Annotated in this window: 23 protein-coding genes and 1 pseudogene; 21 read left to right on the forward strand and 3 right to left on the reverse strand. The window is 62.9% G+C overall.

Annotated features, from left to right (window positions below; genetic code table 11):
• Positions 1 to 2: 2 nt before the first annotated feature.
• The 12 genes from B9A97_RS03625 to B9A97_RS03680 all read left to right on the forward strand — a co-directional run bounded on the left by B9A97_RS03625 (position 3) and on the right by B9A97_RS03680 (position 12317).
• Complete coding sequence (locus tag B9A97_RS03625) at positions 3 to 1004, forward strand: succinylglutamate desuccinylase/aspartoacylase family protein (protein WP_084363633.1); 1002 nt, start codon at positions 3 to 5, stop codon at positions 1002 to 1004.
• 24 nt (positions 1005 to 1028) lie between these two features.
• Positions 1029 to 1946: a polysaccharide deacetylase family protein gene (locus tag B9A97_RS03630; protein ID WP_084363634.1), complete on the forward strand. Its 918-nt coding sequence runs from the start codon at positions 1029 to 1031 to the stop codon at positions 1944 to 1946.
• The gene (locus B9A97_RS03635) at positions 1943 to 2437 is read left to right on the forward strand and encodes an ureidoglycolate lyase (RefSeq protein ID WP_084363635.1); all 495 of its coding nucleotides are present in this window, start codon (positions 1943 to 1945) and stop codon (positions 2435 to 2437) included. Before B9A97_RS03630 ends, B9A97_RS03635 begins: the two co-directional genes overlap by 4 nt.
• On the forward strand, positions 2434 to 3105 hold the full coding sequence (locus B9A97_RS03640) for a GntR family transcriptional regulator (protein WP_084363636.1): 672 nt from the start codon (positions 2434 to 2436) through the stop codon (positions 3103 to 3105). The genes B9A97_RS03635 and B9A97_RS03640 overlap by 4 nt, the downstream gene beginning before the upstream one ends.
• Positions 3102 to 3995: an NAD-dependent epimerase/dehydratase family protein gene (locus B9A97_RS03645; RefSeq protein ID WP_084363637.1), complete on the forward strand. Its 894-nt coding sequence runs from the start codon at positions 3102 to 3104 to the stop codon at positions 3993 to 3995. The genes B9A97_RS03640 and B9A97_RS03645 overlap by 4 nt, the downstream gene beginning before the upstream one ends.
• A complete protein-coding gene (locus B9A97_RS03650) occupies positions 3992 to 5005 on the forward strand; it encodes a Gfo/Idh/MocA family protein (RefSeq protein WP_084363638.1) in 1014 nt (337 codons plus the stop codon). The genes B9A97_RS03645 and B9A97_RS03650 overlap by 4 nt, the downstream gene beginning before the upstream one ends.
• 67 nt (positions 5006 to 5072) lie before the next feature.
• A complete protein-coding gene (locus tag B9A97_RS03655; RefSeq protein ID WP_179145210.1) occupies positions 5073 to 6626 on the forward strand; it encodes an ABC transporter substrate-binding protein in 1554 nt (517 codons plus the stop codon).
• A gap of 107 nt (positions 6627 to 6733) precedes the next feature.
• Entirely contained in the window at positions 6734 to 8287 is a 1554-nt protein-coding gene (locus tag B9A97_RS03660; RefSeq protein WP_084363639.1) for an ABC transporter substrate-binding protein, read from the forward strand.
• A gap of 67 nt (positions 8288 to 8354) precedes the next feature.
• Entirely contained in the window at positions 8355 to 9329 is a 975-nt protein-coding gene (locus B9A97_RS03665) for an ABC transporter permease (protein WP_084363640.1), read from the forward strand.
• Between the two features lie 11 nt (positions 9330 to 9340).
• Positions 9341 to 10255 carry an ABC transporter permease gene (locus tag B9A97_RS03670; protein ID WP_084363641.1) on the forward strand — a complete coding sequence of 305 codons (915 nt, stop codon included), beginning with the start codon at positions 9341 to 9343 and terminating at the stop codon, positions 10253 to 10255.
• Positions 10256 to 10270: 15 nt separating this feature from the next.
• On the forward strand, positions 10271 to 11356 hold the full coding sequence (locus B9A97_RS03675) for a Gfo/Idh/MocA family protein (RefSeq protein ID WP_084363642.1): 1086 nt from the start codon (positions 10271 to 10273) through the stop codon (positions 11354 to 11356).
• A 31-nt stretch (positions 11357 to 11387) separates the two neighbouring features.
• The gene (locus tag B9A97_RS03680; RefSeq protein ID WP_084363643.1) at positions 11388 to 12317 is read left to right on the forward strand and encodes a dihydrodipicolinate synthase family protein; all 930 of its coding nucleotides are present in this window, start codon (positions 11388 to 11390) and stop codon (positions 12315 to 12317) included.
• 49 nt (positions 12318 to 12366) lie between these two features.
• Here the strand turns inward: B9A97_RS03680 and B9A97_RS03685 are convergent, their stop codons facing one another.
• Positions 12367 to 13395 carry a LacI family DNA-binding transcriptional regulator gene (locus B9A97_RS03685; RefSeq protein WP_084363644.1) on the reverse strand — a complete coding sequence of 343 codons (1029 nt, stop codon included), beginning with the start codon at positions 13393 to 13395 and terminating at the stop codon, positions 12367 to 12369.
• Positions 13396 to 13713: 318 nt separating this feature from the next.
• On the opposite strand from B9A97_RS03685, the gene leuC reads away from it, so the two are divergent.
• The 3 genes from leuC to B9A97_RS03700 are packed head-to-tail and all read left to right on the forward strand — an operon-like array spanning position 13714 to position 17004.
• Entirely contained in the window at positions 13714 to 15132 is a 1419-nt protein-coding gene (gene leuC / locus B9A97_RS03690) for a 3-isopropylmalate dehydratase large subunit (RefSeq protein WP_084363825.1), read from the forward strand.
• Positions 15133 to 15134: 2 nt separating this feature from the next.
• On the forward strand, positions 15135 to 15791 hold the full coding sequence (leuD, locus tag B9A97_RS03695) for a 3-isopropylmalate dehydratase small subunit (protein WP_084363645.1): 657 nt from the start codon (positions 15135 to 15137) through the stop codon (positions 15789 to 15791).
• A gap of 58 nt (positions 15792 to 15849) precedes the next feature.
• Positions 15850 to 17004, forward strand: a complete 1155-nt coding sequence (locus tag B9A97_RS03700; protein WP_084363646.1) for an iron-containing alcohol dehydrogenase — start codon at positions 15850 to 15852, stop codon at positions 17002 to 17004.
• A 54-nt stretch (positions 17005 to 17058) separates the two neighbouring features.
• Here B9A97_RS03700 and B9A97_RS30330 read toward each other — a convergent pair whose 3' ends face one another.
• On the reverse strand, positions 17059 to 17190 hold the full coding sequence (locus B9A97_RS30330; protein WP_280164068.1) for a hypothetical protein: 132 nt from the start codon (positions 17188 to 17190) through the stop codon (positions 17059 to 17061).
• 14 nt (positions 17191 to 17204) lie between these two features.
• Here B9A97_RS30330 and B9A97_RS30095 point away from each other — a divergent pair.
• Together B9A97_RS30095 and B9A97_RS03705 are read left to right on the forward strand one after the other, a co-directional pair.
• Positions 17205 to 17336 (forward strand): annotated as a pseudogene (locus tag B9A97_RS30095) (LacI family transcriptional regulator); the annotation flags it as partial.
• A 123-nt stretch (positions 17337 to 17459) separates the two neighbouring features.
• Positions 17460 to 17993 carry a MarR family winged helix-turn-helix transcriptional regulator gene (locus tag B9A97_RS03705; RefSeq protein WP_210189674.1) on the forward strand — a complete coding sequence of 178 codons (534 nt, stop codon included), beginning with the start codon at positions 17460 to 17462 and terminating at the stop codon, positions 17991 to 17993.
• Between the two features lie 52 nt (positions 17994 to 18045).
• Here B9A97_RS03705 and B9A97_RS03710 read toward each other — a convergent pair whose 3' ends face one another.
• Positions 18046 to 18405 (reverse strand): hypothetical protein, encoded by a 360-nt coding sequence (locus tag B9A97_RS03710; protein WP_084363647.1) that lies wholly within the window; start codon positions 18403 to 18405, stop codon positions 18046 to 18048.
• Between the two features lie 366 nt (positions 18406 to 18771).
• On the opposite strand from B9A97_RS03710, the gene B9A97_RS03715 reads away from it, so the two are divergent.
• The 4 genes from B9A97_RS03715 to B9A97_RS03730 all read left to right on the forward strand — a co-directional run bounded on the left by B9A97_RS03715 (position 18772) and on the right by B9A97_RS03730 (position 22514).
• Complete coding sequence (locus B9A97_RS03715; protein ID WP_084363648.1) at positions 18772 to 19926, forward strand: acyl-CoA dehydrogenase family protein; 1155 nt, start codon at positions 18772 to 18774, stop codon at positions 19924 to 19926.
• Between the two features lie 42 nt (positions 19927 to 19968).
• Entirely contained in the window at positions 19969 to 20727 is a 759-nt protein-coding gene (locus B9A97_RS03720) for an SDR family NAD(P)-dependent oxidoreductase (RefSeq protein ID WP_084363649.1), read from the forward strand.
• A gap of 40 nt (positions 20728 to 20767) precedes the next feature.
• Positions 20768 to 21271, forward strand: coding sequence for a flavin reductase (locus tag B9A97_RS03725; protein ID WP_179145211.1), 504 nt, complete (start codon positions 20768 to 20770; stop codon positions 21269 to 21271).
• 247 nt (positions 21272 to 21518) lie between these two features.
• A complete protein-coding gene (locus B9A97_RS03730; protein ID WP_084363650.1) occupies positions 21519 to 22514 on the forward strand; it encodes an ABC transporter substrate-binding protein in 996 nt (331 codons plus the stop codon).
• Positions 22515 to 22523: the final 9 nt, after the last annotated feature.

Genomic DNA, 22523 nt, shown 5'->3' on the forward strand with positions numbered 1-22523 from the left:
GCATGTCGGAGGCAAAGACAATCACGGTCGGCACGGCAACCGCAAAGCCCGGCGAAGTGGTGCGCGGGGTCATCCCCGTCACCGAGCTTGCCGGCGGTTCGAAGGTTGAAATCCCATTGGTCATCGTCAATGGCGTCAAGCCCGGCCCGGTCTTCTGGGTTGACGGGGCGATCCATGGCGACGAGCCGGAAGGTCCGCTTGCCTGCGCCATCGCGCTGAAGGAGGTCGATCCGCAGCAGCTCGCCGGCACGCTCGTCATGGTCCCCGTGATGAATGTGATGGCGTTTGAAAACGCCAATCGCGGCAACCCGCTCGATACCTTCTCCTTCGACATGAACCGCATCTATCCGGGCCGGCCCAACGGCTACCTGTCGGAGCGGGTCGCCTGGGCGCATTCGGAATGGATGAGCAAGGTGGCCGATTTCGAGATTTCCATCCATTCGGGTGGCGCGCATTCCTTCCTCGACAAGGCGATCTTCGTCGACGAGACGCCGGCCTCGGTGGAACTGGCCATGGCCATGGGCGAAGGCTGGGGCTGCATCATGTCCAACTTCCTGCCCAAGGGTTCGCCGATGGCGCAGATGAAGGAGATCGGCAAGACCGGCATCACCGTGGAGCTTGGCGGCCGCTCGGCCACCTCGCCGGAGCGCTTCGCCTATGTAGCGCGGGAACTGGCCAATTCGATCATCAATATCCTCCGGCACTACAAGATGTATCCGGGCACGCCGACCTATCCGAAGGACGCTACCAAGGGCCAGCAGGAGGCGCTGTTGGCGCCGGCCTCCGGCATCTTCGTGCCGACGCCCGGCGTTGATTTCCTGAAGCCTATGAAGAAGGGGCAATCGATCGCCAAGATCGTCAACATCTTCGGCGACGAGGTGGCGGAACTGGTGGCGCCTGCCGATGGCATGTTCTTCGGTCTTCGCGCCCTGCCCAATGTCAACACCGGCGACTGGTGCTGCTTCTTCAACAAGGTCGAGGGAGCGCGCGTCTGGCCGGCGTGAGCCTGTCCGGTGCCTGGGGGCAACATGCGAGACTTCATCGGATATGCCAATCGACCTCCCCAATTTCGCTGGCCGGGTGACAACGGCCTCGCGGTCAATATCGTCCTGAACTACGAGGAGGGGTCGGAATATCAGATCGGTGAAGGCGACGGTCGTTCGGAAAAGGCGCTGATCGAGATCAGCCAGCCCCGGGTTCCGGCCGGCGAGCGGGATCTCGCCGCCGAGAGTATGTATGAATATGGAAGCCGCGTCGGCTTCTGGCGGCTGCATCGCATGTTTGTCGAGCGCGACCTGCCGCTGACGGTGTTTGCCGCCGCCCAGGCGCTGGAGCGCAATCCGGAGGTGGCAGCCGCCATCGCCCGGACCGACTGGGACATCGCCTGCCATGGCTGGCGATGGGTGGAGCATTACCTGCTGGACGAGGAAACCGAGCGGCGGCACATCGCCCAGGCCTATAACAGCGTTGTGGCGACGATCGGCCGGGCGCCGGCCGGATGGTATTCCCGCTACAGCCGTAGCATGGCGACCCGCCGGCTGGTGGTGGAACATGGCGGCTATGCCTATGACAGCGACGCCTATAATGACGACGTGCCCTATTGGGTGACGGTTGGCGGCAGGCCGCATGTCGTCGTGCCCTATTCGCTGGTCACCAATGACGCGAAATTCGTGCAGGGCGGCTGGGTGACCGGCCGCAGCTATGCGGAATTTCTGATCGAATCCTTCGACATGCTGCTGAAGGAAAGTCGCACACAGCCGCGCCTGATGTCGATTGGCCTGCATCCGCGCGTCATCGGCCATCCCGGACGAGCCTCGGGCCTGGAACGGTTTCTCGATCACGTGGCGAAATCGAAGGGCGCCTGGATGGCTCGGCGGCAGGACATTGCCAGCCACTGGGCGGCGAGCATACCCTTCGATGCGGTGACGGCAAAGGAGAGCACATGAGAGAGCTTCTCCTCAACCCGCTGCCGGACGATGAAGCTTTCGCCGCCTTCGGTGCGCTGATTGCGCCGCCGCAGATGGTGGGCGAACGGCGGTTTTTCTCCAGCTGGCTCGGATCGGAACACGAGGCGTGCAGCCCGGTGCTGCACACCAACCATGTGTCGCCAAGCATGCTGCCAGTGCCGCTCGACAGCCTGGAAAAGCATCCCCATGCGGCGCAGGCCTTCATCCCGCTCGATGTGTCCCGCTATGTCGTCACCGTCGCGCCTTCCGATCCCCAGGGCGAGCCACTGGTCGATGAGATCAGGGCCTTCGTCGTGCCTGGCAATCGCGGCGTGATCTATCGCCGGGATGTGTGGCACGGCAGCGCCCGAGTGCTGGATCGCGCCGGCAGTTTTGCCGTGCTGATGTGGCGCGGTGCCGCCGATGACGACGTGTTCTTTCCCATCGAGCCGGTGATGCTGGCGGAGCATGAAGCGGAGAAGCTGTCATGAACGAGCCCCAAGGCGATCTGGCGCGGATCGAAAGCGTGCCCCTCAGGATCTTCGTTGCCGATGCCCTGCGCGCGCATATCGTCGAGGGTAAGCTCAGGCCCGGCGCGCCGATCGTCGAGGCCGCGCTGGCCGAGCAATTGAAGGTATCGCGAGCACCCGTGCGGGAGGCGATCCAGATCCTGGAAGCGGACGGGCTGATCGACAACCTTCCCTACAAGGGCAAGCGGGTGAAGCCGCTGACCACCAAGTCCGTCGAGGAGGTCTATAGCGTCCGCGAGCAGTTCGAAGCCTTTGCCGTCAGGCGGATCATTGACAGCCGCGTCGATGTGCATCCGCTGAACGAGCATGTCGAGGCGATGTTTGCCGCCGCGCAGGAGGGCGACATCTCCGCGCTGATCGCTGCCGATGCGGCCTTTCACCGGACCATCATCCAGCTGGCGCAGCATGATCTGCTGCTGAACCTCTGGGATCATCTGTCGCTGCGCATCCGCCAGATCATGGCGCTCAGGAACCAGGCCAATGCCGACCTGAACGCGGTGGCCGCGAACCATCCGCCCATCGTCCAGGCGCTGCTGGACTATGATCTCGACACCGCCCTGGCCCTGATCTCGCAGCATAGCCGCTCCGCCTCGGAGCTTGATCTTGCCTCCCTGGAGTTCAAGCCATGACGCGGGACTCGGTCTTGATAACAGGGGGCGGCGGCTTTGTCGGATCGCATCTGGCCCGCGGGTTCCATGACCTGGGCTATGCGGTCACCGCCATGGATCTGAGCTTTGATGCCGAGACCCGCGCGCGGCTTGCGGGCGTTCGGCTGATCGAGGCTGAGCTTGCGCCTGGAACGCTCAAGGCGGCGCTGGCGGGTGGCTGCACGATGGTCATTCACGCCGCGGCGCTGACCTCGCCGCCCGAGATGACCGGCCTGACGCTGTTCGGCCATGTCAGGCGCAATGTCGATCTTCTCGTGGATTGCCTCGACCAGGCGAATGCCCATGGCGTTTCCTGCTTCGTGTTCCTGTCTTCCTCGGGCGTGTTTTCCTTCGATGAGGCCGAGGAACTGGACGAGGGCGTCACGCCATCGGGCAGTTCGGCCTATTCCGTGGCCAAGCGGGCAGGCGAGGCGATCTGCGCGGCCTTTGCCGGTTCGCTCGTGCTGCGGCTGGGACCGCTTTACGGACCGGACGAACGCAGCCGCCCCAGCCGCGTCCAGGTGTCGCCGATCCGGCGTTGGCTGGATTGCGTCGAAGACGGTCGGCCGATCCTCGTGGAAAGCCCGCTTTCTCGGCGTGACTGGACCTTCCTGCCCGACCTCGCACGCGCCATTGATCTACTCCGGCGTCAGGGCGCCAGCGGCCTGTTGCACCTGACCTCAGGCGAGATCGTCGCCGATCTCGATCTGGCACGGCGTATTGCGGCGCTGCGGCCGGGCACCACAGTAACCCCTGCAGAACGGCCCGAACCGAGGCGCGTGCCGATGCGCTCTCGCAGAACCGAACTTAGCGATTTTGCCTGGACGCCGCTCGCCCAAGGTCTTGCCCTCGTCGCGGGGGGCCGGCCATGAACCGCTTGCGTTTCATCATCGTCGGCCTCGGCGCCCGGGCGCAATACTGGATCAAGGTCATCAGCGCCAATCCGGACTGCGAGATCGTCGGTCTCATCGACCCGCTCGAGGCCAACCGGCAGCGCGCCGCCGAGCAATGCCCAGGTGCCGCCGTTAGCGACAGCCTCGACCTCATCGGTAGCGTCGGCGCCGACGCCGTGCTGCTCTGCACGCCGCCTGGCGGTCGCCAGGCGCAGATGGAGGCCTGCTGCAAGGCGGGCCTGCCAATCCTTGCTGAGAAGCCGCTGGCCGACAGCGTGCCCCAGGCGCGGGACTATGTGGCGATGGCGGAAGAGGCCGGGGTGCCGCTGATGGTCGTCCTGAACTTCCGCTACCTGCCGGTGACGCGGCAGACGTTGAACCTGTTTGCCGGCGAGATCGGAAAGCCGAGCTTCTCGCGCTTTACCTATGAGCGCTGGCGGGACGGCCACCAGCCGCATCTCAACAAATATCCGCTGACCATGCAGCATCCGATGTTGTGGGAGCAGTCGATCCACCATTTTGACCTGATGCGTTTCGTCTACGGCGCGGAGCCGGTCTCGGTCTATTCCCGGACCTTCAACCCGCCCTGGTCGATGTATGCGGATGACGCCAATGTCAGCGCTCTGATCACATTCGATAACGGCATCGTCACGCAATATCAGGGCACATGGCAGAGCAACTGGGCCGTGCCTGGCTTCGAGTGGCGCCATGAATGTGCGACCGGGGTCGTCATCCAGAAGGACCAGTTCGGATCGCTGGGCTTTGCCTCACGCGCGGATACCGCTCTGACCGAGGTGCCGCTGCCGCCCTACCGGCAGTGGATCGACGATGCGGCAACGCTTCTTGAAAGTTTCGTCGCGGCCTTGAGGGGCGAGAGCCCGCTCGAATGCTCGGGCCGCGATCACCTGAATTCGCTCCAAATGGTGGAAGCCTGCATCAAGTCCTCCCGGACAGGCGAAGCCATACAGATTGCCGATCTCCAGACGTGAATGGAGCGATCGATCGGACCACAAAGATGAAGTCAATAATAACCACAGAGGGCAAGGAACTTCAGATATGGGAAAGAACAGTCTCTTGATTGCCGGCATGGCCGCCCTGATGGCGTCCTCCGGTCTTGCATTGGCCGCACCGCCGGAGGATACCCTGGTCATGGGCATCTCTGCCGATGCCTCCACCTTCGATCCGGCCGCCATCAGCAGCCGTGACAATTCCAACATCGCCAAGCACATCTTCGGCACCCTGTACGAAGTGAACGCATCGGGCGAGATCGTGCCGCAGATGGCGGAATCCTACACCGCAGCGGCTGACGGGTTGTCCTACACCTACAAGCTCAAGCCCGGCCTGACCTGCGAGGACGGAGAGGCCTTCACCGCCGAGGATGTCGCCTATTCCTTCAATCGTGCGGCCAATCCGGAAAACAAGTTCACCGGCAACACCCCCGGCTTCGTCTATTCCTCCATCCAGTTCAAGGGCGCCGAAGCGGTGTCCGACCTGGAGGTGAAGATCAACCTGGGACGCAAGAACCCGGTCTCCTTCGGCCTGATCGCCGAAGTCTATCTCCACTGCAAGGATAGCTATGAGAAGATGAGCCTGCAGGATGCCGCGGCAAAGCCGGTATCGTCGGGTTCCTATCGCCTTGTTTCCTGGGAGCGCGGGTCGAAGATCACTCTTGAAAAGCGCCATGATCCCGGCACCTTCAAAAACATCGTCTGGCGCATCATTCCCGAGGCATCGACCCGTTCGGCCGAACTGATCGCCGGCAATGTCGATATCATCACCAATGTCGCACCCGACCAGCTTGAGCCGATCAACGCGTCCGGTGCGGCCGAGGTCAAGAGCGTGCAGGGCACCCGCCGCATCTATGTCGGCTTCAACCTGCGCGAGGATTTCGCCAAGACGCCGGAAGGGGCAGCGATCCAGAAGACCGAAGTCCGCAAGGCGCTGCAATATGCCGTCGATGTGCCGGCGATCTGCAAGCAGCTGCTGAATTTCGAATGCAGCCGCGCCACCGGCCTCGTTAATCCGCCGAACGCCAATCCGACACTCAAGCCCTATGCCTATGATCCCGATATGGCCGAAAAGCTGCTGGACGAGGCGGGCTATCCCCGCGGCGCCGACGGCACCCGTTTCACCATCAAGATGCAGGCACCGCGCGGCCGCTATCTGAACGACGCCAATGTCGCGCTCGCCATCGGCCAGTATCTGAGCGATGTCGGTGTCAAGACCGAGGTCGAGCTTCTGGAATGGGCGTCGGTCTATGTGCCGCTGATCTCCAAGCACGATGCCGGCCCCTTGTTCTTCCTGGGCACCGGTGGTGCGACCTGGTCGGCGCTCTACGACATGACGGATCTTTCGACCCCGACCGCCGGCACCAACTATACCTCCTGGAGCAATCCGGCATGGTTCGAGGGCTGGAACAAGATCTCGGCGGCGGCGACGCCCGAGGAGCAGCGCAAGGTCATCGATGAGATGCTGGAGGTCTTCTACAACGACCCGCCGTGGCTGATGCTGTATTTCCAGCCTGACTTCTATGGTGTTTCCAAGCGCGTGGCCTTCACGCCCCGCCGCGACGAGAAGGTCTATCTCTTCGACGCCAAGCTCAACAAGTGATCCCTTGATGCATGATCGTCACCCGCAGCCAGCCTGCGGGTGACGCATACCCGATCGCGATCGGGCAAGAATTCAAAGACAAAAACGTCTTGAAGGGGAACTGACACATGCACACTCGATCCCGCATGCTCATGACGGGCTGCGCGCTGCTGCTGGGCTGCGCCATCACGGCCCAGGCCGCACCGTCGCCCGATACCATCGTGGTGGGCCTGAGCGCCGATGCCTCCACCTTCGATCCCGCACAGATCTCCAGCCGCGACAACGCCAATATCGCCAAGCATATCTTCGGCACGCTCTACACCGTGAGCTTCGAGGGCGAGGTGAAGCCGTCGCTGGCCGACAAGACCGAGGTGAGCGCCGACGGCCTCTCCTATGTCATCACCATCAAGCCGAACCTCACCTGCGACAATGGCGAGGCGCTGACCGCCGAGGACGTGGCCTATTCCTTCAACCGGCCGGCGGACAAATCCAAGAAGTTCACCGGCAATACGCCGGGCTTCGTCTATACCACGCTGGGCTTCAAGTCCGCCGAGGTCGTCGATGACCTCAACGTGCGCATCAACCTCTCTGCCAAGACGACTTTGGCGCTGGGCATGATGGCGCAGGTGTATATCCACTGCAAGGACGCCTATGAGGCGATGACGCTGGAGCAGGCGGCGGTAACGCCGGTCGGTTCCGGCTCCTACAAGCTCGCCTCCTGGCAGCGCGGCTCGCAGGTGGTACTGGAAAAGGTGAAGGAGCCCGGCCGTTTCCAGAAGATCATCTGGCGCGTCATCCCGGAAGCATCGACGCGAACGGCCGAACTGATCGCCGGGAATGTCGACCTGATCACCAATGTCTCGCCGGACCAGGTCGGCACCATCGATGCCTCCGGCTCCGCAACCGTTGCCAAGGTCAGCGGCACGCGACGCATGCAGGTCGGTTTCAACCTGGGCGAAGGCGTCGCCGGCATGCCGGGAGCCGCCGAAATCCAGAACCCGAAGGTGCGTTTCGCCCTGCAATATGCGGTCGATGTTCCCGGCATCTGCAGCCAGCTCCTGGGCACGACCTGCGAGCGGGCGACGAGCCTGGTCAACCCGCCCAACGGCAATCCGGACCTGAAGCCGGTGCCCTATGATCCCGAGATGGCGGAAAAGCTGCTGGATGAAGCGGGGTATCCCCGCGGGGCCGATGGTATCAGGTTCAAGATCCGCCTTCAGGGGCCGAAGGGTCGCTATCTCAACGACGCCAACGTGGTGCAGGCCATCGGCCAGTATCTCTCGGATGTCGGCGTTCAGACCGAGGTGGAACTCCTGGAATGGGCGTCGGTCTATTCGCCGCTGCTGCGCACCAAGAAGATGGGGCCGCTGTTCTTCCTGGGGCAGGGCGGCGTGACCTGGAACCCGCTCTACGACATGAGCCTGTTCTCTACGCCGGAGGCTGCGACCAACTACCAGAGCTGGAAGGATCCGCGCTGGTTCGATGATTTCAAGCTGGCCCTTGCCGCACCCACTGTCGAGGAAGCCCGGCCGATCATCAATCGCATGCTGAAGCTGTTCTACGAGGAAGGTCCCTGGCTGCAGCTCTATTTCCAGCCGGACTTCTACGGCGTTTCAAACCGCATCGACTGGAAACCGCGTCGCGACGAAGAAATCGAGCTCTTCGCAGCCTCGCTGAAATAGCGCGATGGCACTGCGCGGCTGATATCGCTGCGCAGTGCCTTCCCATCGAGATCAGACAGGACGTGGTATGTGGACTTTCATCATCCGCCGTTTGCTCCAGAGCATCATCGTGATCTTGGGCGTAACGGCGATCAGCTTCGTGGCGCTGCAGATCGGCGGGGATCCGACCTATCTCTACGTGTCGGAACGGGCGACTGCGGAAGAGATTGAGCAGACGCGCATAGCGCTCGGCTTCGATCGCCCGCTTTACGAGCAGTATTTCACCTTCGTGGGACGCTTGTTGCAGGGCGATTTCGGAACTTCGCTCTCCTACAAGCGGCCCGCGATCGAGGCCGTGCTGGAGGCCCTGCCCGCAACGATCGAGCTGACGCTCTTCGCGATGCTGTTCGCTATCGTCCTGGCGATCCCGCTTGGCGTCTTTGCAGCGCTCTATCGCGGGTCCTCGCTCGACGGGTCGATCATGACCATGGGCATGCTGGGCCAGTCGATCCCCAGCTTCTGGCTCGGCATCATGATGATCATGTTCTTCGGCCTCTACCTGCGCTGGCTGCCGATCTCAGGTCATGTGCCGTTTCTGGTGCCGCTGCTGCAGGGCAATGTGGTGGAGGCATTCACGCAACTTCCCCAGGCACTCTATTATCTCATCATGCCCGGCGTGGCCGTCGGCTTCTATTCGCTATCACGCAATGCCCGGCTGGTGCGATCGTCGATGCTCGAGGTCTTGGGGCAGGATTTCGTGCGCACCGCCCGCTCCAAGGGTATTCCCGAATCCGCTGTCATCATCCACCACGCCCTGCGCAATGCCTGGCTGCCTGTCGTGACCATGGTGGGGCTCGAATTCGGCTTCCTGCTTGGCGGCGTGGTGGTGGTGGAGATGATCTTCTCCTGGCCCGGCATCGGCAGGCTGGTGTTCAATGCGATCAACCAACGCGATATTCCCGTGGTGCAGGCCTGCGTCATCATGCTCTCGGTGATCTTCATCAGCCTCAACCTGATCGTCGACCTCATCTATGTGCGGATCGATCCGCGCGTGAAACTGTAAGGATCCGATCCATGGCTTCAGCAACCCAAAGCCTGCAGGCACCGGCCGCGAGCTATCGACGTCGTGAGGTCAGGCGCGCCTGGCGCAGCATGATCGAGGCCAAGTGGCCGCTGCTGGCGGTCTTCATCCTGTTCTGCGTTCTCTTCGCGGCCGTGTTCGGGCCCAATGTGGCGCCGCTTGATCCGAACCGGCAGAATATCATGCTGCGGCTTGCCAGTCCGCTGACCGAGGGGCGGGGCAATACCCTGTTCCTGCTCGGCACCGACGGGTTGGGGCGCGACGTGTTTTCGCGGCTGCTCTATGGCGCGCGCGTCTCGCTGCTGGTCGGCATCAGCGCCATCCTCGTCGGTGGCACCATTGGTGTCGTCGCCGGCCTGGTCTCCGGCTATTTCGGCGGCTGGATCGATGACATCATCATGCGGCTCGGCGATATCCAGTTGGCCTTTCCCTTCATCCTGTTCGCCATCATGTTCCTGGTCATCCTGGGGCCGGGGCTTGCCAATATCATCCTGGTGCTCGGCGTGGGGCAGTGGGTCACCTATGCCCGCATCGTGCGGGCGCAGACATTGTCACTGCGCGAGAAGGAATATGTCGAGGCGGCGCGCGCGCTCGGAGACAGCACGTTTTCCGTCATCTTCCGCACGATCCTGCCCAATATCATGGCGCCGCTGACGGTCATCGCCTCGTTCAACGTCGCCAGCGTCATCCTCTCGGAGGCATCGCTGTCCTTCCTTGGCCTCGGCGTTCCGCCCTCGGTGCCCACCTGGGGGTCGATGCTGGCGGAGAGCCGCGATCAACTGCTCGCCAACAAATGGTGGCTCGCCTTCTATCCCGGCATCGCCATCGTCATGACGGTGCTTTCCTTCAATATTCTCGGCGACTGGCTACGGGACTTCCTCGATCCGCGCCTCAAGACAACAGGCTGAACAAGGACTGATGACATGAAAGTCGGTATTATCGGGGCGAGTTTTGCCCGGGCCGCCTATTTGCCGGCGCTTGCCCATGTGGAGGGCGCCGACGTGGTGGCCATTGCGGCGAACCGGATGGAAAGCGCCCGTGACGCCGCCGGCGCCTTCAACATCCCCCATGCCTATGACGACTGGCGGAACATGCTCGCCAGCCATCGCTTCGATCTGGTGCTGATCTCCACGCCAACCGATACCCACGCGCCGATGACGCTGGCCGCGCTTGACGCGGGCGCCCATGTTCTGTGCGAAAAGCCGACGGCGATGGATGCGGGCGAGGCCAAGGCGATGCTGGACAAGGCGGAGGCTTTGGGGCGGCTGCACATGATCGATCACGAACTGCGTTTCAACCCCAACCGCATGCGCGTGGCGGAGCTGATTACCGACGGCGCGCTCGGCGAGATCCGCCATGTCAATATCGCCAATATCGGCTCGTCCTGGGCCGATCCGGCCGGGCGTCCGCTGGGAGACTGGTGGTCGCTGGCGGAAAAGGGCGGCGGGCGGCTGGGCGCGAACGGCAGCCATCAGGTAGATATGCTGCGCTGGTGGCTCGGCCCGGTGGCCGCCGTCATGGGGCAGGCGCTGACCATGGTGCCGCAGCGGATCGACAAGCGGACCGGTGAAGCATGGACGGCGACCGCTGATGATGTGGCCTATTTCACCCTGCAGATGCAGTCCGGCGCGCTGGCGCAGGTCTTCATGAGCGGTGTGGCGGCCCACAACATGGGCAATGTCACACAGGTCTTCGGCTCCAAGGGCACCCTGCTGCTCGACAACGAGACCGAGAAGCTGATGTTTGCGCGGGCGGGGCAATCCTTTGAGGATATCACGGTCGAAGACCCCAATGCGCGCCTTCCGGGCCTCAACAAGGGCATCTGGAATGTCTCTGTCGTGGCCGCGCTGCGCGAGATGGCATCCGCCATCCGGGATGGTCGCCGGCTCGCAGCAGGCGCCACCTTCTTCGATGGACTGGCCAACCAGCAGGTGCTCGATGCCGTACGCCTGTCCACCACCGCACGCCAGTGGATAGATTTGCCGGCGGATCGAGCATTCTCCAACTGACCGACCAAGCATCAACGAAAGAAGCATCCCAATGACATTCGGAACCGAGGCGAAAGGCGTCTATGCGATCGCCACCACGCCCTTTCACGACGACGGAACCATCGATTTCAACTCGATCGACCGGCTGACGGATTTTTACCAGGACAGCGGCTGCACGGGCGTGACAATCCTCGGCATTATGGGCGAGGCGCCGAAGCTTGAGCCCGATGAAAGCCGCGCGATCATCAGGCGCGTGCTGGACCGCGCCAAGATCCCCGTGATCGTCGGCGTCTCGGCGCCGGGCTTTGCCGCCATGCGCTCGCTGGCGCGCGACGCCATGGACATGGGAGCGGCGGGCGTGATGATTGCGCCGACTCCATCGCTGCGCACCGACGACCAGATCACAGGCTATTTCGCCCAGGCGGTCGAGGCTGTCGGCAGCGATGTGCCCTGGGTGCTGCAGGATTATCCGCTGACGCTGACCGTGGTGATGTCGGCTAGCGTGGTGGCGCGGATCATCAATGATCACGCTTCCTGCCTGATGCTGAAGCACGAGGACTGGCCGGGTCTGGAAAAGATCTCACGGCTGCGGGCGATGGAGGCCAAGGGCGACCTGCGCAAGGTGTCGATCCTCTGCGGCAATGGCGGAATGTTCTTGGATTTCGAGCCGGAACGCGGCGCGGATGGCGCCATGACAGGCTACGGCTTCCCCGACATGCTGACCGAACTGATTTCGCTATCCGCCGCCGGCAAGCGCGACGAGGCCCATGACCTGTTCGACGCGCACCTGCCGCTGATCCGCTACGAACAGCAACTCGGCATCGGTCTTGCGGTGCGCAAGCACGTGCTCAAGCGCCGCGGCGTGATCGCCTCCGACGCCCAGCGCAAACCCGCACAAATGCTGACTGCGACCGCACGGGCGGAGGTCGACTACCTGCTGTCGCGTCTGGCCAGGCATGACAAGCGGGCGGATCTGAGCTGACGCCTAACGCCTTCGCCACGGGGTCAAGCTTCGCTACGGCCGAGCTTTCTTACCTCTCGCCTCTTGGAACCGTCCCGCGCCAGATGAGCCGGCCTGGCAGCGGGCGGTCGCGGCCGAGGTCGTAGGGTTGGCGGGGTTCGTCGAGGTTGAGGAGGCTCAAGGTCTCCTCGACCATTGCGGGCAGGGGTTGCTGAACCGTGGTCAGTTTGTAGGGTTCGCGGGCGGCTTCCGGGATGCCGTCGAAGCCGGCGACCATCACGTCGTCGGGGACCCGCAGCCCATGGTGGCCGCGCAGCGCATCGATCGCGCCCATGGCCATGATGTCGGCAATGCCGAAGACGGCGTCCGGCATCGGCTTGCCGGTCGCCATATGCGCATCGATCGCGCGCATCCCTCCTTCGTAGCTTGAGCCACCGGGATAATCGAGGATGGCATCGCGGCGGATGCCCGCTTCCAGCAGGCGTTCCAGGAAGCCGCGAACACGGTCCTGGCTGGTCGTGCCCCTCGGGTCGCCGGTCACCATCAGGAAGGATCTCGCGCCCGTCTGCAGCAAGGTCTCGGCGATCAAGCGCCCACCACCGACATTGTCGCAGCGCACGCCATAGACGCCGCTATGGGGGACATAGCGGTTGAACAGCACGATGGGGATGCCGCGATCATGACACAGGTTCATCATCCGGGTCGATAATTGCGCCGAGGTCAGGATGACGGCCTCGACCTGGTATTGCAGCACCCGCATGATGGCTTCATCGGCCGGGATGTCGTCCGAAAGGGTGAAGGTCAGCGTCTGCCGGCCCCGCTTCTGCAGTTCCTGGCTGAACAGCTGCAGCGTCGCGACATAAAAGGGGTTTTCGAGGGTGCCGAGGATCACCGCCACCATCTTCGAGCGGCTTTTGGTCAGGCTGCTGGCGATGGAATTGGGAACATAATTCAGCTTCCGCGCCGCCTCCAGGATCTTCAGTCGGGTGCTCTCCCGGATGCTGGAGCCTGGCGTGAAGGCACGCGACACCGCAGACTGAGAGACGCCGGCCAATGCCGCAACATCAAATGATGTGGCCCGGATCGGTTCGTCCGTCATCCTCGTTTTCCTCCGTTCCGTTCTTCCGTCGATTTGGTGCATCACGTCGGTTCTGCCGATGATGCCAAACACTCCTAGCATGGTGCGTGCGGGGTCCCGCAGAAAATTTCTCCTGTTCTTGCATAGGAATGCAAAATGTAGTCGTCTGGTAGAGGTGTTTACCTAAAGGCGTTGGCCGCTGCCATGGTTTCGCATGTTGCATACGTATGCAAAGATGCTATGGTTTCCGCAGTGAGAGACGGTCGCGTGGGCGGCCGTCGCTTTATGTCGTTGTCTTGAGCAGGCAGCTTCGCGCGCTGGGGAGGTATGGTGATGGGAATGAACGGGACGCCGAAGACCCTCTATGAAAAGGTCTGGGCAGAGCATGTGGTCAAATCCTACGAGGATGGGACCTGTCTCCTGTATGTCGACCGGCATCTGGTGCAGGAGGTTTCCAGCCCGCAGGCATTCGCGGGTCTGGATGCCGCGGGGCGGCGGATCCGGCGGATCGACGCCCATGTGTCGGTGGCGGATCATGCCGTTCCGACACGGGATCGAGCCGCATCGCTGCGGGATGGCCTTGCCGCCCGGCAGGTCGAGCGCCTGGTTCAAAACACTGGGAAATATGGGATGCCCTATATCCCGATGCGGGACCGGCGGCATGGCATCGTGCATGTCATCGGCCCGGAACTCGGCTTCACACTTCCGGGCGCGGTGCTGGTCTGCGGCGACAGCCACACCTGCACCCACGGTGCCTTCGGTGCCATCGCCTTCGGGATCGGCGCCAGCGAATGCGAATGTGTCTTTGTCACCCAGACGCTGCGGCAGCGTCAGCAGAAGACCATGCGCATTCTGCTGGAGGGCCAGCGTCCCGAAGGCGTGGAGGTCAAGGACCTGATCCTTGCCGTGATCGCCCGTATCGGCGTTGGTGGCGGCGTCGGCTACGCCATAGAATATGCGGGTTCTGCCGTGCGTGACCTGTCGATGGAGCAGCGCATGACGCTCTGCAATATGTCGATCGAAGCCGGCAGCCGCATCGGCATGGTCGCGCCTGACGAGAAGACCTTCGACTATCTTCGCGGACGCCCGCTCGCCCCTGCGGGTGAGGAGTGGGATCGTGCCGTCGCGGCATGGCGTGGCCTTGCCAGCGATGCCGATGCCACCTTCGACCGGGAGGTGATGATCGACGTGACGACTTTGGCGCCTTTTGTCTCCTGGGGCACGACTCCGGAGGAATGTTCCCCCATCACCGGCCGGGTTCCGGATCCGGCGGCGGAGGCGGACGACGCGCGTCGCGCCCGCCTGCAGCGCAGCCTGGACTATATGGCGCTGACCCCCGGCATGGCGCTGACGGATGTGCGGATCGACCGTGTCTTCATCGGCTCCTGCACCAATGGACGCATTGAGGATCTGCGGCTGGCAGCCGCCGTGGTCGATGGCCGCCGGGTCGCAGGCCATGTCTCGGCCATCGTCGTCCCCGGCTCGGCCGGCGTGCGCGAGCAGGCGGAGAAGGAGGGGCTGGACCGCATCTTCCTGGATGCGGGCTTCGAGTGGCGCTCCTCCGGTTGCTCCATGTGCGTTGCCATGAACGACGATCGGCTGTCGGAGGGCGAGCGCTGCGCCTCGACCTCCAACCGCAACTTCGAAGGGCGGCAGGGCAAGGGAGGGCGAACCCACCTGATGAGCCCGCCCATGGCTGCCGCTGCCGCGATCAGCGGCCACCTGGCGGATGTGCGCACGTTTGGTATCGGGGCATGAGTATGAAGCCTTTCACAACAATAGAAAGTGTCGCCGCCTATATCGATGAGGATGCCATCGATACGGATATCATCTTTCCGGCCCGCTTCCTGCTGCTCCTGGACAAGGTGGGGCTGGCGAAGCACGCCTTTCACGAACGGCGCCATTCGCCCGATCTGGCCCAACCCTTTATCCTGGACCGTCCGCCCTTCGATGCGGCCGAAATTCTGGTGGCACGCAGGGATTTCGGCACGGGCTCGAGCCGCGAGCAGGCAGTCTGGTGCCTTGTCGATTTCGGCATACGATGCATCATAGCCGAAAGCTTCGGCGAGATCTTTTTCGCCAATTGCTTCAAGAACGGTGTGTTGCCGATCGTGAAGTCGGGCGAGGAGCTGAAACGGATTCGCGACGCGGCCGGCAAGGCGCAAAAGATCAGGGTAGACCTGGTCGAACGCTTGATCCGCTTCGAGAATGGCGACGCCATCAGCTTTGAGGTGGATGAGTATCGTCGCGATGCCCTCTTGAATGGCCTTGATGAGATCGGCTCGATCCTGCGGGACGATGGCGAGGATATCGCCCGCTTCGAGGAGCGCCAGCGCCGGCAGTCACCCTGGTTGTACTTGACCCCGCAGAAGCTATCCACTTTTGATGACCTCGGGAAAGAGAAGATTCTTGACTAGAGGTCCAGGCGTCCGCGCCGCGGTGACCATGGGATGACGATAAGCAGGAGGAGTCCACATGACCGGTTTTCAGTTCAACACCACCAAGTCCCTGATATGCCGGCCCGGGTCGGCGGCGGACCTGGCCAACAGTCTTGGCCAGGCACTGGGCGGGCGGCTGCTGGTGGTGACGGATCCGGGCATCCGATCCCTGGGACTGATGGACGCGGCGCTGGCATCGCTCAGCGCGGCCGGGCTTGAGGCTCATGTGTTCGATCGGGTCGAGGCGGACCCGTCTCGGTCGACCCTGATGGCGGCCGTGACCGCCGGGCACGATTTCGGTGCCACCGGGGTAATCGGCTTCGGAGGCGGATCTTCGCTCGATGTGGCAAAGCTCGCCGCTTTGCTTCTCGGGTCGGACCAGCCACTGGACGAGGCCTGGGGCGTGGGCAATGCGAAAGGGCCGCGCCTGCCATTGGCTTTGGTGCCGACAACCGCCGGCACGGGCTCCGAGGTCACGCCGGTCTCCATCATCACGGTGGAGGGTGACGAAAAGCGCGGCGTCTCCAGCCCGGTCATCCTGCCTGACATTGCCGTGCTCGATGCGGATTTGACGCTCGGCCTGCCCCCGGCGATCACGGCCGCGACAGGCGTGGACGCGATGGTCCACGCCATCGAGGCCTTCACCTCCAGGAGCCCGAACAACAATCCGCTGTCGCGCATGCTGGCCCGGGAAGCGTTGCGACTGCTGGGGGCCAACATCGAAACGGTCTGCAAGGACGGCAAGAACCGGCAGGCGCGCGAGGCGATGCTGCTCGGCTCGATGCTGGCGGGACAGGCCTTTGCCAACTCCCCCGTTGCGGCCGTGCATGCCCTGGCCTACCCGGTCGGCGGCATTTTCCACATTCCGCATGGGCTTTCCAACGCGCTGGTCCTGCCGCATGTGCTGCGTTTCAACGCGCAAGTGGAGCCTGGCCTCTATGACGAGATCGCGGCCGACGCCTTTCCAGCCCTTGGCGAAACCGGCCAAGGCCGCACGACGGCCTTTATCGATGCGCTCGTCGACCTGTCCGCGCGCCTTGGCCTTCCGCCCCGCCTGCGGGATGCCGGCATCCCGGAGGATGCCCTGCCCCGCATGGCGGCGGATGCGATGAAGCAGCAACGCCTGCTGGTCAACAATCCCCGGCCCGTCTCCGAAGCTGACGCCTTGGACATCTATCGCGCGGCGTGGTGAGAACGGTCGGTCATCAACCCTTTTCCAGCGGCAGGATCACAACGTCCCGCCCTCCTACACCCAGTTCCTCAGCTTCGCGGTCTGTGCTGACGTCAACATGATTGGATAGGGAAAATAGCTGACATCATGGGTGTCGATGTACTCGATATGCACCCAGTCGGGCTGCAAGCCCTTGTCGAGATACATTTCTGGGTTCGAAGATGGAGCGAATCGAACATCCGCGCAAACCCGGCAGCCCCGCAAGGCGCATCTATGTCGCCTCCCGGATCATCGAGCGCCGCTCCACCGGTCCCTGCCGGAGTGACGGGCTCGTCGGCGCCAGCAGTCGGTAAGCAATGCTTGCAGGGTCTACGGCCTGCCTGCCATTTTCCTCATGAAATCCGGGGAGATGTGGTTGATGATCTTGAGATATTCTAAAGTTGCTGCGCAGATATGGGCGTAGAGATTGCAGGCGCATGTCGGATTCGGCAGGCGGCGCGCATGCGCCGATGGCATTGGACAACCGGCCGCTGAAGGATATCGAGACAGGTAGGGGCATGCTGGAAGATCAGGAGACCGTTGGTCCGTTCGAACACAAGACCGACTGGCCGTATTACTGGATCACGCGGGTCAGCGCCCGCTATATCAGCGAGATGGAAAAGCTGCTGAAGCCGGCGGGGCTTGATGTTCCGCGCTGGCGCGTGCTGCATTGCCTGCGCGAACACGGCGCGCTCGGTGTGTCGGAAATATCCGAATATTGCATCCTCAAGCTCAACACCACGACCAAGATCGTGCAGCGCATGACGCTGGATGAGCTGGTGACGACCCGCAGCAGCCCCATGGACGGGCGGGTGACGGAGGTTCACCTGACCCGCAAGGGCGAAGAGGCCGCCGTGCGGGCCGCACAATTTGCGCAGACCATCTTCGACAGGACGTTTTCGGATTTCGAGCAGGACGAGATTGCCCAGATCAACGGTCTTTTGAAGCGGGTATTCGAGAAGCTCGGTTGATTGATTGGCGCGGGCTGGCCCGCGCCTTTAGGCCCGATCTCCCGGCCTGCGTTCAGAGCTGCGGGATCGCCAATGCCCGTCCCATGCGGGCTTCGATGCGCATATAGCGCCACAGCCTGTATTCGCCGACCTCGATGGTGCGGAAGAGATTGCAGGCGGCCTGGACCGTTTCTCGGTCAGGGCAATCGGCCATCACATAGCAGGTCCATGGAAAGCCCGACGGCGAGGTGCCGACCATGGTCTCGTCATCATCAAGCGTGCCGAGCACGGTGACGCCGGGAAGGGCGGCGACGCCGCCAAGAAATTGCGAAAATCCCTGCCAGACAGGGCCGATATCCTTGAACGGAAGGTCGAAGAAGTTCTGATGCACGGCGATGCAGAACAGGGTGCGGATCGGCTTCTTTTCAGTCATGGTTCGTTCCCTCTTGTTGGCTTTGGCAGGCACTTTCGGCCCGTCTCTCTGGTGTGGAAAAGGCCGCTTCCCGTCTCCGGCGCGTCCCGCTCCACGGCAAAACGCTAGAAGAAATTACGGTAAAAGTATAGTAATTTGATTGGCGGTCTCACGGAGAGGCGCCGCAGCCAAACCGTTGCCATTTGGCGATTTCACGCCTGTCGATCAAACGGCGATTGACCATCCGCAAAATTTACGGTAAAAGTACCGTAATAAACAAGGGAACGAAGCCGGCCTCCACAGGCGGCGATACAATGGTCATCACGAGCGGACATCGGCGCGCAAGCGGCGAGGCAGTATCCTTTTGACCTCAATCGGGAGACGTCCATGGCAGAGCCGCGACTTGCAATGCGCCAGCCAACCCCGCTCGAACTTCCCGATCTCCTCGCCGAGATCAGGGCGCGTCGGGGTGAGTTCGAGAAGCTGACCTATGTTCCCCTCGACATGGTGGAAAAGCTGCAGGCGATCGGCGTCTACCGCGCCTTCGTGCCGCGCTCCCTTGGCGGCGACGAGCTGTCGCCCATGCAATTCCTTGCCCTGATTGAGCAGATCGCCACGGCAGATGCGTCGACCGGCTGGGTTGCGAGCTTCGGCGTTTCCTCCACCTATCTGGCCGCGCTGCCGCCGGAAACCTTTGCCGCCATATATGGCGCAAACCCGGACACAGTATTTGCCGGCTCCATCTTTCCACCACAGCTGGCGCAAAAAACCGCCGGCGGTTTCAAGGTCAGCGGCCGCTGGCCCTATTGCTCCGGCTGCATGGGCGCCTCGCTGATCGGCGCGGGCATCAAGACGGAGGATGCCTCGTCGGGCGGTGGCCTGCCGCGCATGGCCGTCATGCCGCGCAAACGGGTTGCGATCAAACACACCTGGGATACCGCAGGGCTCACTGCCACCGGCAGCCATGACATCGTCGTGGAAGACGTGGAGGTGCCGGAGGCCTGGACCTTCGTCCGCGGATCACCATCGAACCGCACCGAGCCGGTGTTCCGCTATCCCTCGATGGCGCTGGCCGCACAGGTGTTGGCGGTCGTCGGGCTGGGATCGGCCCGCGAGGCGCTGGACTGGATCAAGTCGGAAGCCTCCGACAAGCCATCCATCACAGGGGCTCCGGCCGTTGGAGCCAGACCCTATATCCAGGCCGAGCTGGGCAAGGCCGAAGCGAGGCTGCGGGCTGCGCGGGCGTTGTTCTACGACACCGTAGAGGAAGGCTGGGACACGGTCGTGGCCGGCGACGAAATTCCTCGGGAATTGCGGGTGCGGCTGCGCCTTGCCGCGACCAATGCGGCTTCGGAATCGGCAGCGGTGGCGCAATCGGCCTTCTATATGGGCGGAACCTCGGCCATCACGCGCGGCCATGTGCTGGTGCGCTGCATGCTGGATACGGCCTCGGTGGCGCAACACGCTTTCCTCGGCCTGGGAACCTGGACATCGGCCGGAGCCGGCATGCTGGGCGCCCCAACGCCCGCCGGATATCCCTGAACGCACGCACGGTCCACCCTCAAACCTCAAGAGGAGTTTGACATGGCATTGGCTTCTACCGGCGGACAGACCGCTATCGTGACAGGATCGGCCGCCGGGGTCGGGGCGGAGATCGCTCGCGCGCTTCATGCGGCTGGTTTCCGGGTGGTCCTGACCGATCTCGACGAGGCCGGTTGTTCAAAACTGGCAAGCGCGCTTGACCCCAGCCTCGAAACGACGCTAGCCGCAAGGCTTGACGTCACCAAGCCGGATGATTTCCAGGAGGTGCTGGGCAAAGCCGTCTCCCGCTGGGGCTCGGTGGAGGTGCTGGTCAACAATGCCGCGCTGACGCGGGCGCGGCCGGTTCTCGACATCGAAACCGACGAGTTCAATGAGATCATGGCAGTCAATGCCGGCGGCACTTTTTCCGGCTGCCGCATCATCGGCCGCTATTTCAAGGAGCGCGGCTATGGGCGGATCCTGAACATGGCCTCATTGGCGGGACAGAACGGCGGCACGGCGACGGGCGCGCATTATGCCGCCTCCAAGGGCGCCATTCTCAGCCTGACCAAGGTGTTTGCGCGGGATCTCGGGCCATTCGGGGTGACGGTCAACGCCATCTCGCCGGGGCCGATGGATACGCCGCAGGTGCGCGCCATCGTGCCGGAGGCGGCTCTGCCGGGGCTGATTGCCGGCATACCCGTGGGGCATCTCGGCGATGCAACCTTCGTGGCCGAGGTGGTGGCGTTCCTGTCTTCGCCGAAATCGGGCTTCGTCAACGGCGCCTGCTGGGATGTGAACGGCGGTCTTTACATGCGCTGACATGGCTCGAAGCCATGGGAACAGCGAGCGAGGTAGACACATGGACGACAAGACCCTGGCATTCAGGGAGGGGATGAGCCGCCTGGCAGCTGCCGTCAACCTCATCACCACTGACGGACCGGAGGGTCGTCACGGCATGACGGCATCGGCCGTCTGCTCCATTACCGACGATCCGCCGACGCTTCTGGTCTGCGTGAACCGTACGAACCGCTCGCATGACCTGTTCAATGGCAATGGCGCCATCTGCGTCAACGTGCTGGGCGGCCAGCACAAGGATATCGCCAATGCCTTCGCCGGTCGCGGCGGTACGGAGCGTTTTGGTGCGGGACACTGGACCACGCTTTCGACCGGCGCCCCGGTTCTGGAGGATGCGGTGGCCTCCTTCGATTGTCGGATCGTCGAGCGTGTCAGTGTCGGCACCCATTCGGTGTTCTACGCGCGGGTGGAGGCGGTGAAACTGGGTGCGACCTCGCCGGAATCCCTAGTTTGGTTCGCGCGCGCTTACCATCTTCTGCCGGCTCAAACGCCCGTCGGGACCGCGTGAAATTGTAATGCTTGACCGCTTCTCAAAAAGCGGTATCTTTACCGTAATGTAAGCCTAAGATCGTTTCTTGATTGAAGAAACAAAACGAAATCACAGGGATAGAACCGGCTTCGGGAAGGGAGCCTTTGACCCCCGCGATACTTATAAACAGCCACGAGGACAGTTTTCAGACCTTTACCAACAGCTGAATTAGGCACCGCAAAATTGCAGGCACAATGCAAGCGGCAACCAAACAAAGGGAACAGACATGAGCATTCGCAGAAGCATCCTCCGGTGCTGCGGCACCGCTGTATTGACCTTTTTTGCCTTGACCCATCCATCGGTCGCGCAGGACGTTCCGACGATCCGCGTCGGCTGGACCATGCCGGCCGAGGACTCCAAATACTGGCTGCGCCAGCGGCCCGAGCAGTTCCCGCACCTGGGCAAGGACTACAAGATCGAGTGGGTCCAGTTCCAGGGAACGGCACCGATGGTGCAGGCCATGATCGCCGGCGCGCTGGATTGCTCCACCCAGGGTCCGCTCAGCCTCGCCAACGGCCATATCGATGGCGGCCTTGAAAGCTATGTCGTGGCCGAGCATCTGGGCACGGCGCCCGGCAGCTTCGCGCCCTATTGGGCTGTGCTGGAAGACAGCCCGATCAAGACGGCGGCCGACCTCAAGGACAAGACCGTTAGCATCAACGTGCTGGGTTCCGGCCTTTATGGCCAGCTGGCGCTGTACCTCAAGAATGGCGGTCTGAACCCGGAGCGCGACATTCGCCTGGTCGAGGTCGGCTTCTCCATGTCGGAAGATGCGCTGCGCTCCAAGCGCGTCGATGCCGCGATCATGAACCAGCCCTTTGCAGCAAAGGCGGAAGGCGCGGGCGGGATCCGCAAGCTCTTCTCGGTGTCCGACGTCATTCCCAAGAGCATCATGATCCTGGAAGCCTGCAGCAAGGCCTTCGTAGACAGCAAGCCGGAACTGGCCACGCTCTATGTCAAGGACCTGACGACGGCGATGGAAAAGGCGGTTGCCAATCGCGAGGAGACGATCCGCGTCGCCTCCGAAGTGACGAAGGCCCCGATTCCGGTGCTGGAGGGCTTCTACCTGACGGACAAGGATTTCACCCGCAATCCGGGTGCCGAGCCTAATTTCGACGTGCTGCAGCAGATGTTCGATCTCTATCAGGAGACGGGCATGATCAGCCAGAAGGTGGATGCGTCCGCCTTCCATCACGCCAAGATCGTCGCGCCGCTACGATAGGCAGGCCCA

Source organism: Rhizobium sp. RU36D, from assembly GCF_900176345.1.
In the GTDB taxonomy this organism is placed as follows: domain Bacteria; phylum Pseudomonadota; class Alphaproteobacteria; order Rhizobiales; family Rhizobiaceae; genus Allorhizobium.

Bases quoted from the DNA above. Each gene is read 5' to 3' on its own strand.
- B9A97_RS03625 (WP_084363633.1), top strand. From the start codon at position 3: ATGTCGGAGGCAAAGACAATCACGGTCGGCACGGCAACCGCAAAGCCC.
- B9A97_RS03630 (WP_084363634.1), top strand. From the start codon at position 1,029: ATGCGAGACTTCATCGGATATGCCAATCGACCTCCCCAATTTCGCTGG.
- B9A97_RS03635 (WP_084363635.1), top strand. From the start codon at position 1,943: ATGAGAGAGCTTCTCCTCAACCCGCTGCCGGACGATGAAGCTTTCGCC.
- B9A97_RS03640 (WP_084363636.1), top strand. From the start codon at position 2,434: ATGAACGAGCCCCAAGGCGATCTGGCGCGGATCGAAAGCGTGCCCCTC.
- B9A97_RS03645 (WP_084363637.1), top strand. From the start codon at position 3,102: ATGACGCGGGACTCGGTCTTGATAACAGGGGGCGGCGGCTTTGTCGGA.
- B9A97_RS03650 (WP_084363638.1), top strand. From the start codon at position 3,992: ATGAACCGCTTGCGTTTCATCATCGTCGGCCTCGGCGCCCGGGCGCAA.
- B9A97_RS03655 (WP_179145210.1), top strand. From the start codon at position 5,073: ATGGGAAAGAACAGTCTCTTGATTGCCGGCATGGCCGCCCTGATGGCG.
- B9A97_RS03660 (WP_084363639.1), top strand. From the start codon at position 6,734: ATGCACACTCGATCCCGCATGCTCATGACGGGCTGCGCGCTGCTGCTG.
- B9A97_RS03665 (WP_084363640.1), top strand. From the start codon at position 8,355: ATGTGGACTTTCATCATCCGCCGTTTGCTCCAGAGCATCATCGTGATC.
- B9A97_RS03670 (WP_084363641.1), top strand. From the start codon at position 9,341: ATGGCTTCAGCAACCCAAAGCCTGCAGGCACCGGCCGCGAGCTATCGA.
- B9A97_RS03675 (WP_084363642.1), top strand. From the start codon at position 10,271: ATGAAAGTCGGTATTATCGGGGCGAGTTTTGCCCGGGCCGCCTATTTG.
- B9A97_RS03680 (WP_084363643.1), top strand. From the start codon at position 11,388: ATGACATTCGGAACCGAGGCGAAAGGCGTCTATGCGATCGCCACCACG.
- B9A97_RS03685 (WP_084363644.1), bottom strand. From the start codon at position 13,395: ATGACGGACGAACCGATCCGGGCCACATCATTTGATGTTGCGGCATTG.
- leuC (WP_084363825.1), top strand. From the start codon at position 13,714: ATGAACGGGACGCCGAAGACCCTCTATGAAAAGGTCTGGGCAGAGCAT.
- leuD (WP_084363645.1), top strand. From the start codon at position 15,135: ATGAAGCCTTTCACAACAATAGAAAGTGTCGCCGCCTATATCGATGAG.
- B9A97_RS03700 (WP_084363646.1), top strand. From the start codon at position 15,850: ATGACCGGTTTTCAGTTCAACACCACCAAGTCCCTGATATGCCGGCCC.
- B9A97_RS30330 (WP_280164068.1), bottom strand. From the start codon at position 17,190: ATGTATCTCGACAAGGGCTTGCAGCCCGACTGGGTGCATATCGAGTAC.
- B9A97_RS03705 (WP_210189674.1), top strand. From the start codon at position 17,460: ATGTCGGATTCGGCAGGCGGCGCGCATGCGCCGATGGCATTGGACAAC.
- B9A97_RS03710 (WP_084363647.1), bottom strand. From the start codon at position 18,405: ATGACTGAAAAGAAGCCGATCCGCACCCTGTTCTGCATCGCCGTGCAT.
- B9A97_RS03715 (WP_084363648.1), top strand. From the start codon at position 18,772: ATGGCAGAGCCGCGACTTGCAATGCGCCAGCCAACCCCGCTCGAACTT.
- B9A97_RS03720 (WP_084363649.1), top strand. From the start codon at position 19,969: ATGGCATTGGCTTCTACCGGCGGACAGACCGCTATCGTGACAGGATCG.
- B9A97_RS03725 (WP_179145211.1), top strand. From the start codon at position 20,768: ATGGACGACAAGACCCTGGCATTCAGGGAGGGGATGAGCCGCCTGGCA.
- B9A97_RS03730 (WP_084363650.1), top strand. From the start codon at position 21,519: ATGAGCATTCGCAGAAGCATCCTCCGGTGCTGCGGCACCGCTGTATTG.